The sequence below is a fragment of the Kitasatospora sp. NPDC056800 genome, assembly GCF_042789775.1.
Taxonomy (GTDB): domain Bacteria; phylum Actinomycetota; class Actinomycetes; order Streptomycetales; family Streptomycetaceae; genus Kitasatospora.
On the sequence record NZ_JBHUAL010000062.1, the window covers coordinates 18,526 to 28,584 of the forward strand.

Sequence of the window (10,059 nt, forward strand, 5' to 3'; positions counted from 1 at the left end):
TGGTCAGGCGGAGAGGCGGTCGTTGAAGCGGTGCAGCAGCCACAGCGCGGCGCCGGCCCCGGCGAGCGGGACGAGGGCGAGCAACTGTGGGCCGACGGTGGCGGCGAGGGAGGCGAGGGCGGTGCCGACGGCCTGGCCGACGCCGATGCAGGCGATCAGCGAGGCGAACGCTTCGGTCGCTTCGCCTTCGGGGGCGAGGTGGTCGACGGTGAGGAACGCGGCGGTCAGCAGCGGCGCGAGGAAGGTTCCGGGCAGTACGGCGCCCAGGACGGCGACGGCGGGCGCGGGGGCGGGCAGCAGCGGCAGCCATCCGGCGGCGAAGCCGATGGAGGCGGCGACCAGGTGCTTGGCGGGTGCGCCGGGCCAGGCGTGGCGGCCGTAGGCGAGGCCGCCGAGCATGCTGCCGATGGACAGCGCGGCCGGCATCACCCCGACCAGCCACCCGGCGTGGTGGCGCTCGGCGGCGGACAGCGCCAGGACATTGACCGCGCCGAGCGCGACACCGGTGCCGATCAGCGCGGCGAACAGCACCCGAAGACCCGGCACGCGCAGCGGACCCGTCCAGTGAACCGCCTCGGTGAACTCGGCCGGCGTCCAGGCGTGGGAGGGGCGGGCGGTGACGACCAGGCCGGTGCCGAGCAGGCCGAGCGCCGCGGTCGCCACCAGCGCGGTGGTCGCTCCGGCACCGGCCGCGAAGCCGGTGGCCAGCAGCGGACCCGCGACGAACACCAGGCCCTGGGTGCTGCTGTCCAGCGAGAGCGCGGTGCGCTGGTGCCCGGCGTCGGGCAGCAGCACCGGCCACAGTGCCCGGAGGCCTGCCTCCAGCGGCGGCGTCGCCAGCCCCGCCGCCACCATGGTGAGCGCGGCGAGTACCGGGTGGCGCGTCGGGCCGGTGCACGGCAGCAGCAGGAACGCCGTGCTCGCCGTGGCCGTGGCGGCGACGAGGACCTGGGTCTGGCCGTGGCGGTCGACCAGGCGTCCGAGCAGCGGCTGCCCGAGCGTGGAGGCGAGGCCGTACAGGGCGCCGAGGGCTCCGGCCAGGGCGAGCGGGCCGTGCTCGGCGCGCACCAGCAGCAGGATCGCGATCGGTGCCATGCCGGTGGGCAGGCGGCCGATCAGGGTGCCGCTGAGCAGTCGGGTGACGTGCGGCGAGCCCAGGACAGCGCGGTAGCCGCTGTCCTGGGCAGGGCCGCAGGCGGTGGTGGTGCTCAAGGAGAAGGTCCTTCGGTCGTACGGCCGGCGGCGCGCGGGCGCGCCGGACCGGGGCATGCGCAGGCATGACAGCCCTCGGTTCGGTGCGGCTGCGGAGAGAAGAGTCCGCGGATTCCGGGATTTGGTACGGCCGCAAGAATGAGATAGAAGCCTCGTAGTCGGACACGGCGCTCTGGGAGAAGGCGGAGCCCGTTGCTCTGGGGAGTGGACGGCCTGCTGGAACCCAACTCCGTTGTCCAGAGCGGCGAGTTGGGTCGGCCGACTTCCGCAACGGCGGCTACCCAACCCGAGTCCGTATTGATCCCATGTTCATCGGCATGAAGACCTGAAAGGTCCTCCATGACTGCCAAGAGAAAGACGGCGTCCTGCACCACGCGGTGCAGGACGCCGCCTACTTGTGCAATCGAATCCGAAACGTATGGCCAGCAGGTCGGGCCACACCCCTACCTATCCAGCCTGGGCCTTTTGCAACAAGAGATTTAGCCGAAAGACATGTTGACCGAATCGGAGAGCCCGATCGCTCTGAGGTCTGCTGAGAGCCAGTTGTAGGCAAGAGTCGTAGCCGGGCTCTCCCCAAATATCCACAGGACCTCGTGGACGGTGCTTCGCCCGGACCAGGCAGCCGCTTCGGGGCGAAGGCGGCGAAACTCGGCGTGGCTATCGATGGATCCGAACCAGTCGGGCCAATAGTCGGTCTCGGCGCTGACGTCTTCCACCTCCGTTACATCGACCTGGGACGTGGAACCAGGTGTCAGCGGGAGGACGGTACGCAAGAGAAGGGGCCCCATATCTACCCGGTCGGTCCCGATAGGAGGCCAGCTGATCTTGCAGGCGAACCGCACCGGCAGCGCGCCGCCGAGTTGCAGGGTCCGTCGAATAGGCGACAGGTACTCCGTGACGATGCTCTCGTAGATGGACAGCGCGCCGGAGTAGACCTGTCTGACCATGTCGATCAGTACATCAGGGCTGTAGGCAGCAGAGACATCACATGAGGTCCTGTCAGGCCCTGGGACGTCCGGCACGGGGTATGGACAATGGATCATTCCGTCACGAGTGATCAGGAGACGCTGGCCGACGCACTGGTCGCGGAGCCTCGCCAGCTCCGACCGCAGTACGACAGCGCCACCTCGAAATCGGACCAGGGCGATGTTCGGCGTCTCCCGGAAGATCTCGTCGACCGCCGAGATGACATCGGTGAGCGGGATGGGGAGGCGTGACCCGAAGCCGACCTTCCCGGTCAGTAGCCTGGCGATGTTCCAAGTTCGTTCCTGGACAGCAGTCACGTTCTCGGGCAAGGGAAAGGCTCGGTGCGTGAGCACTTGCGCCATGCTCGCCTTCACCCAGGACAGAGACAATTGCCACGGCCAGGCGGGGACATCAGAAGGGACGGTCGCTGGTCGGAGCGAGAGGATTCTGTAGCCCGCTATCTCGCCACGTTCTAGGTCTGGCCGTGCGGTGACTGCGAAGAAGCGCTGCCGGTCTGCAGGTACTACGGGAGCGGCGAACATGACGCCGATATTGGAACTACCGGCGTCTGATCCGACCCCGATAGGCAGGCCACGTCCGGCTTCGTCTGAACAGCTGAGCAGAGATGCTGCGTGACCGAGTCCGCTGAGCCAGTTGTCAAGCGTCGTGGACAGGCGCCGGGCGCATTCGAGATCCTCGGGAAGGGCCGCCGTCGACGCGAGGGGGTTCTTTGGAACGGCCTTGTCGATGATCCACGAGGCCAGACCGGGGTCGACTGCCGTGAGGTCGCGGAGTAGGGCCGTCACCCGGTCCCACGATCCGTTGGAGACGGCGAACGTAAGAGCGTCTCTCCACCGGTCCCGGCGCTGTGGCGTGAATCCCGAGAGTTCCGGTAGACCGTTGTCCAGGATGTACTGGCCACCGAAATACTGTCCCAGTACTGGGAGAGCGAAGGAGAGCGTGCGGTTTCGGTGGACGACCAAACGGGTCCGAACAAGGCTCTGCAGATCCTCCCTGTTGCCAGCCTCGCTGGCCGCGATGGATCCTCCGGCGTCCAGGGTGAGACGGCCGAGTCGGGCGAGTAGGGTGTATGTCTCAAGACCAAGGCCTGCGGACCGGGTGAGAGCCCGTTCGACGAGGGCGGCAAGGAACGCTCCTCGCGAATGCGGTACCTCGGATCCGGACCGATGGCAGTCGGCAGCGATCAGCGCGAAGAGCGGGCGGTGCAGAGCGTCGCGGATATCAGCGTTGGAATGCCACGCCAGGTCCTCTGGTGCCTCCACACGATCGAGGAGTTCCTGGAGCTCGGCATCCGAGAGTGCAGGCAGGGTGAAGAAGTCGGCGCGGAGGTTGGGGTCCGGGCGGCTGGTGGCCAAGACCTTCCGGCCAGATGCGCTGTAGAGCCAGGACCAGAGTTCGTCGATAACTTCGGCCGTGCGTTCGGCTCCGAACTCGTCCAAGCCGTCGAGGAACACCGTCACCTGATGGTGCTTGCTGGGAATGCGTGTGAGCCGTTCGTCGAGCGCCCGCAGAAGGTCGGGTCCGGCTGACCTAGCCGTGAAGTGGATCGGTAGTGGCGCATCGGGGTCGTCGATGGCCCGGACCGCCGCCTTTTGGTACTCCCGTTCCAGGGCGACGGTCTTGCCAGAGCCGAAGTCGCCTGTCAGAATCGCGAATTTGCGCCCGATGTGGAACTGGGTGAAGTTCTGACACACACCGATCTCATCGTCGTTGGCCAGGCCCTCGGCTTGTTCGGGAGTCAACCCCACTGCGATCCAGCGAGTGATGAGTCGGCCTCGACTGGCGGATAGGCCGGCGAGCAGGGCGTCCCGCCTGTGCCACTCCTCCGGCGTCCCATCCGAGGGTTCCCGTCGCCGGTCGATGGCGTCCTCGTGCGCACGCTTCATGGCCAGGAGGTCATTGACGGGGAAGTGGCGCCCGTGCTCCTTGTCGATCAGCGTGTGATGCGTAGGGCAGAGCAGTATGAGGTTGGTGTACGAGTTCCGGTCCGAGAGCGGGAGGCCGGGATCGCCCCTCGGTCCGTCGTCCTCCCTGGCAACGATGTGTGCCTCTTCCCCGAGCACGACCGGGTTCCGCGAGTCGGGATCGGCGCCCACGTCGTCGGTGAGCCTCTGGCGGCAGTCCGGGAACGCGCACTCGTTCCCGGACCTGCCCCAGAGAATCTTCCGGTCCGGGTCCTTGATGGCCATCGGCCCCCGTTCGTCGATAGGTGGTGTTGCCCAGTCTGCCTGCTGGAGCCCCAAGCTGCGGTCTACCGGTCGCGATCAGCTCCCGCGCTCCGATGCTTGTCCCATAGGTGACAAGAAGCCGTGTTGAGTCCGGCGGGACCGGCCGGGAGTTCAGCGCGAGCGTACAAGAGACAGGGACACAGGCGCTGCCACGACGGAAGCCTGAGCGAACGGCGTGGATTGCGAGGGAACGTGGGCCGAGCGGGCTCGGGCGGCTTCGACCCGAGCCTGCTGTACATCGATGATCGAGACCGTCGTGCGGATGGACCGCCGGGCCTCCGCCAGCTCGCTGTGAGCGGTCGAGACCGCTTCCTCGATGACCTGGCTGGCGGTTGCCAGGGCCTGGTCGACGTCGGGCCGGCCGCGCAGGGGATCGAGGTGGGCGACCGTCGCCAGCTGGTCGGTGGCCGCGCCCAGGGCGGAGACGGTCTGGCCCATCCGGTCGGCGACCTCGCCGTAGGTCCAGGCCGTGCGCAGAACATGCTCGGGGACGGGGTCCACGGCCACTCGTGCTTCGATGGCCTGACCGATCTCGGCGATCAGGTGGCCGAGTTCGGTGATCTGCCGACCGACGGAGGAAGCTTCGGCGAGCCGGGCCGGCGGGCTGGTCACGGCGGGCAGCTTCGCCTCCTGCGCTTCGACGCGAAGGGCCAGGGACTGCAGGGCGAGGGATTCACTGACGGGGGTGTTCACGAGGAGCTCCGGTGGGGGCGGGTGCGGACGGTGGGGGCAGTGACCACGCACGGGATTCGGGCGGAGGCGGCACCGGGCATCGTGCGGCCGGCGGCTCGGGCGGGGCTGCGGGCGAGCGCGGCGCTGACGCGGGCGGTCTGGTCGGCGCGCGGCCGAGGTTGCGAGTCCGGCGGGGAGGTGGCCGTGCGCCAGCGCTCCCGCACCTGATCGACCGGGCCGAGCGCATGAAGAGCCTGGCCGATGAGCTGACCGGGGGCGAGCCGGTCGCCGTCGGCCTGAGCGGCAATCTGCCGGGCTGCGACGGCCGCGGTGCGGTTGAGGGAGCCGCGCAGGAGCTGCTCGCCGAGCCACTCGGCCGAGCCGGCCGCGCCGTTGCCGAGCACGGCGGAGAGGCGTTCGCCGGTGAGGGTGCCGTCGGCGAGCAGGCCCCGCCGCTGCACTTCCCATAGCGCGGTGACCGGGTCGATCGGCTCCCCCCGGTGGTGGAGCGCCCCGAGGCAGCGGTAGAGGTGGCCGTGGCCCCGGTCGGCGAAGTCGCCGGGCCGCAGCCAGCCGAACACCTCGCCGATCGCCCCGTCCTGGTGGACGAGCAGCGCGAGCAGGAACCGCTCGTCCTCGATCTGGCCCGCCGCAGGTGCGGCAGCGACGACGGCCGGCGGCACGGCAGGGCCCTGCGGCCTCGGCGGGGTTCCCCAACGCCGGGCGAGGTCGACCAGGACGCCCACCAGGACGTCGGATTGGGCGACCGTGCCGTCGGCCTCGTGCTGCCGGGCGCCCTCCTCAGCGACCGCGAGCAGGCGGGCGGCATGCTCGGCGACGGTGCGCTGGATGGAGCCTTCGAGCACCATCCGGCCGTAGACCGGCGCGTTGGCCGGGCGCGGACAGGCCGCGATCAGGGCATGCGGGTAGGAGGCGGTGAGACCTTGGACGTGCCGACCGGCTTCGGCGAGGCTGTCGTTCAACCAGGCCAGCGGCACGGCACCCTCGGCGGCGAGCGCGGGGTGCCCGGCACCACCGAGGGTGCGCAGAGCGCCGAACAGGGCTTGGTGGGCCGGGCGGTAGAAGTCGCGCGGCTCCAGCCAGCCCAGGCGATCGAGCTGGCGCGGATCGAGCAGCACCGCGCCGAGCACGGCCTGCTCCCCCGTGAGCAGCGGGTCCATCACGCTGCCCCGTCGCCCTCGGCCCGCAGACGGGCGACCTCGCGGTCGGCGGCGGCCCTGGCAGCGGCGAACCGGTCCAGCTCACCCGTGAACACCGGGTCGGAGGCGAGAAGGGAACCGGCCCCGGTGACCAGCCACCAGTGGCCCCCGCGCCAGAACACCGGCGCCCCAGACAGCGGAGCCGATACGCGCGGGCGCTTGACGGCGTTCGGATCGGACATGCAGAACTCCCGGAGAGCAAGGGGAATCGAGGCGAGGTGGGGAAGGACGTGCGGCGCCGACTGGGGGTGCTGTCGACCGGCGCCGTCGGGCGGGGTGCTCAGGCAGAGAGGGTGAAGTCGTCGCGGCTGTGGGCGGCCTTGGCGAGCGCGCGCTCGGTGATGGCCTTGGTGGCGCGGGAGGAAGCCGGGCCGATCTCCTTGGCCGAGCGCTCCTTGTACCAGGGCTTGAGGTCGAGCATCGCGACCCGCATGCCGGTGGCGAAGAGCAGGATCTTGCCCTTGGGGAGCGCGCGGATCTCGTCCGGCGGCAGGATGCGTTCGGTACGCATCGAGACCGAAGTCGACTTGCCGCTGTCGGAGTTGGAGACCGAGACGGTCTGCACGTCGTGCTCGCCGATCTGCCGCGACAGCTTGTCCGCGAAGTCGGCGTCGTCGATGCCGCTGCCGATCACCTTCACAGTGGCGGCGGACCACAGGGCATCCATGCCGGCCTCGCCCCAGCAGCGCTGGCCCTGGCGGTAAGACTGCAGGATGGTGATCGGGATGACGCCCCGGCTGCCGAGGTGGGAGTAGAGGTCCGGCAAGTCCGAAATCTTGCAGACGTTCGCCGCTTCATCGAGTACGCACAGGGCGGGCGGGTCGAGCCGGCCGCCGTTGCGTTCAGCGACGATGACGGCCGCGCGCATCATCGCGTCGGCCGCCGCCGCGATGATCGCGCTGGCGGAGCCGCCGCCGTCCTTACTGAGCAGGAACAGCGTGTCGCGGGAGGAGGCGAAGTCGAACGGCTTGAACTCCGGTACGCCCTTGGTGGGGGTGACCCAGGCTGCGATCTCCGGGTCCAGCAGGCAGCTGGCGTACTGCCGCGCCGTCTCAAAAATCCCATCCCTGGTCTCGGTGGCCCCGGTGACGGTGCCCTGGAGCTGGGCGGCGACCGCGTGGTGGCCGGCGTCGCCGAGCAGGTCGACGGGGGTGCGGTCGGAAGGCGAGGCGAGCCAGGCCAGCACATCGGTGATCGGACGGCGGTGGCTCGCGGCAGCCAGGAACAGGGCCCCCAGCGTGTTGCTCGCGGCGGTGGACCAGAAGTCGGAGCCGCTGGACTCGTCCACGCTCGCCGTGACGAAGTGCCCGGCCAAGCGCTTGGCGCCGGCAAGGTCGCGGGCGTCGGCGAGGATGTCCCACCACATCTCGCGCGGGTGATGCGCGATCTGCTGCGGGTCGAGCGTCCAGACCTTGCCGACCTTCGCCCGGGCGTCCACGCACGCCGTGTAGGCGTCGTTGGCGGCTTTGTTCGAGGTCAACAGCACGGGCCCGGGCGCGGCGAGGATCGCGGGGATCGCGATGCCGCTCGTCTTGCCGGAGCGCGGCGCCATGATCGCGACCATCACGTCCTCCCACGAGGCACGGACCTGCGCCTTGCCGGGGGAGAGCGTGCCGATGGGGATACCGCGGTCGGCCGGCGCGACCTCCTTTTCGTCCTTCAGGCTCGGGCGCAGGCTGCGGGCCTTGTCCGTGACTTCCTCCTCCAGCAGCGGTGCGATGTCCGCTGCCCGGGCCAGACCGCTCTTGGTCGCGGCGCGGTGGCGCAGGTACAGGGCGAGCACGGTGACGGTGGAGGCGAGGGTGAGCACGCCGGGGACGAGGCGGGCGCCGACCAGGACGGCGGCGGGGCCGAGGTGGGGCCACAGCCGGTTGGGGTGCAGCAGGGCGTTGGTGGCGTTGAACGATGCCCAGGGGCCGGAGCCGGCCAGGGCGTTGGTGAGGTTGCCGGTCAGCCAGGCGAGGGAGCCGAAGGCGAGGACAGCGCCGAGGACGCCGAACAGGAGGTAGAGCAGCGCGTCCGTGCCGGTGGTGGTCGACGGCGCGCTCGTGCGCGGGGCAGGCAAGAGGAGGTCCCGGGAGGTGCGAGCGGGCGGTGGGCGGGGCACGCTCGGCTCTGGTGCGGATCACGGTGCTCTCCACGGGGCTTGGCTGGCGGAGCGATTCAGCGGGCTCGGGCGGCAGGCCGGGCCGATGTAGCTGATGCGGGCGGCAGCCGGGTGGGGGCGGCTGCGGTGGACATGCCGGGGGTGGTGCTGCGGGCGAGGGCTGCGCGGGTTCGCAGGTCGTCGGTGCCCCTGCCGTCGGTGGCGCCCGGCGCGCGGGACCCGGCGCGCCGGACCTCGTCGACGGCCCCGTCCAGTTCGGCCTGGACCTCGACGAGTTGGTCGGACGAGGACCCGAATCGGTCGGAGAGTTCGACCTGGTCGGGGTCGAGATCGGTGATCTGTTCGGAGGCGGTCTCCAAGGCCTCCTGGAGGCGCACGAGCATCCCGTCGTCCGGGTCGAGGAGTCGGTCGAGCACGCCGGCGAGCTCGGCGAAGTCGGTGCTGCCGCGCAGCTCATCGCTGAGATCGAGGATCTGCTGGCCGGCGGTGGCGAGCGGCTGGACGTCGAGCCGGGGGTCGAGGTCGACCTTGTAGCGGGCGGCGCGCAGCATCTCGGCGGCGTGGGTGGCGCAGGCGGCTGCTTCGTGGTTGGGCGTCGTGGTGGGCAGCCGGTGGCGGCGGCCGTGCCAGTCGTCGATCTGCTTGAACCCGGCGTGGCGGAGCAGGGTGGCCGAGAGGTCGTCGCTGGTGCCGGTGGCGACGACGCTGCCGCTGGGCCCGGCGCCGATGGTGATGGCGGGCATCCGGTGGTCCTTGGAAGTGGTGACGGTACGGGTGAGGTGGCCGAGTTCGGCGGCGATGCGGGTGCACTCGGCCTGTATGTGGAAGGGGTCCCGGTAGGTGCCGTGGATGTATCCGTCCTCGCGTACGACGGTGGCGACGACGTGCACGGACCGGTCGCCATTGCGGATCGCGGCCCACCGGCAGCCGTTCCGGTCGTCGACGGGGGCGAGTCCGGTCGCGGTGACCAGGCGCCGGGCGACGTCGGCCCACTGGGCGTCGCTCAGGTCCGGTTGGCGGGGGTCGGAGCGCACCGAGCACATCCACACCGGGAGTTCGGGCGCCCGGGAGCCGATCCGCAGGGCCGGGGCGTCGAGCACGCCGCCGCCGAGGACCTCGTGCGGGTCGCCGAACAGGGGTAGCTGCAGCTGTTTGTCGGCGCCGCGGTAGTCGGCGCCGATCAGCCTGGGGCGCAGCCGTCCGCGTGGGTCGTCCAGGCCGTAGAGGGTGGGGATCAGCGCGGCCGTGGTGGTGGCGCGCTGCAGGTGGGCGATCACGGCGTCCCCTCTCGGACGGGCGGTGGGGCCCGGCGGGCGGGCTGGGAGACCGAGAATCCGCGGATTCGGCGGTTTGGCCGGGCTGGAAGTCGGTGGTAGGAGGCGGCTGGGCCCGGCCGGGGTGTTCCGCGAGCGTCAGCGAGGTGCGGCGAGCGGATCGGTGGTGTCCTCGGCGCGCCGGGCGCTGCGGTGCAGGGGGCTGGCCGTCGTGGTGCTCTCGAATCGGACGGCGAGGAAGGGGAGTTGGTTCGGTGCCCTGCCCGCAGGGGCCGGGCCCCCGGGGGTAACACCAAGGGGTTATCCGTCGGCCGGGCGGTGGGCCAGGCTCTTATAAAAAACATAACCAGCCCACGACA

The 10,059-nt window shown here is 70.5% G+C and carries 6 protein-coding genes; all 6 read right to left on the bottom strand.

Annotated elements, in window-relative coordinates; genetic code table 11:
- Nucleotides 1-3: 3 nt before the first annotated feature.
- Nucleotides 4-1,212 (bottom strand): MFS transporter, encoded by a 1,209-nt coding sequence (locus ACFRQN_RS16370; protein ID WP_380740957.1) that lies wholly within the window; start codon nucleotides 1,210-1,212, stop codon nucleotides 4-6.
- 479 nt (nucleotides 1,213-1,691) lie between these two features.
- A complete protein-coding gene (locus ACFRQN_RS16375; protein ID WP_074003046.1) occupies nucleotides 1,692-4,388 on the bottom strand; it encodes an NACHT domain-containing NTPase in 2,697 nt (898 codons plus the stop codon).
- Between the two features lie 728 nt (nucleotides 4,389-5,116).
- On the bottom strand, nucleotides 5,117-6,280 hold the full coding sequence (locus tag ACFRQN_RS16380; RefSeq protein ID WP_380740958.1) for a DnaB-like helicase N-terminal domain-containing protein: 1,164 nt from the start codon (nucleotides 6,278-6,280) through the stop codon (nucleotides 5,117-5,119).
- Nucleotides 6,280-6,501, bottom strand: coding sequence for a hypothetical protein (locus tag ACFRQN_RS16385; protein ID WP_380740959.1), 222 nt, complete (start codon nucleotides 6,499-6,501; stop codon nucleotides 6,280-6,282). The genes ACFRQN_RS16380 and ACFRQN_RS16385 overlap by 1 nt, the downstream gene beginning before the upstream one ends.
- 98 nt (nucleotides 6,502-6,599) lie before the next feature.
- Nucleotides 6,600-8,384: a type IV secretory system conjugative DNA transfer family protein gene (locus ACFRQN_RS16390; protein WP_380740960.1), complete on the bottom strand. Its 1,785-nt coding sequence runs from the start codon at nucleotides 8,382-8,384 to the stop codon at nucleotides 6,600-6,602.
- A 98-nt stretch (nucleotides 8,385-8,482) separates the two neighbouring features.
- Complete coding sequence (locus ACFRQN_RS16395) at nucleotides 8,483-9,703, bottom strand: hypothetical protein (RefSeq protein ID WP_241852921.1); 1,221 nt, start codon at nucleotides 9,701-9,703, stop codon at nucleotides 8,483-8,485.
- Nucleotides 9,704-10,059 lie beyond the last annotated feature (356 nt).

Excerpts from the sequence above, each read along its gene's own strand:
- ACFRQN_RS16375 (WP_074003046.1), bottom strand. The coding sequence starts at position 4,388 with ATGGCCATCAAGGACCCGGACCGGAAGATTCTCTGGGGCAGGTCCGGG.
- ACFRQN_RS16380 (WP_380740958.1), bottom strand. The coding sequence starts at position 6,280 with ATGGACCCGCTGCTCACGGGGGAGCAGGCCGTGCTCGGCGCGGTGCTG.
- ACFRQN_RS16385 (WP_380740959.1), bottom strand. The coding sequence starts at position 6,501 with ATGTCCGATCCGAACGCCGTCAAGCGCCCGCGCGTATCGGCTCCGCTG.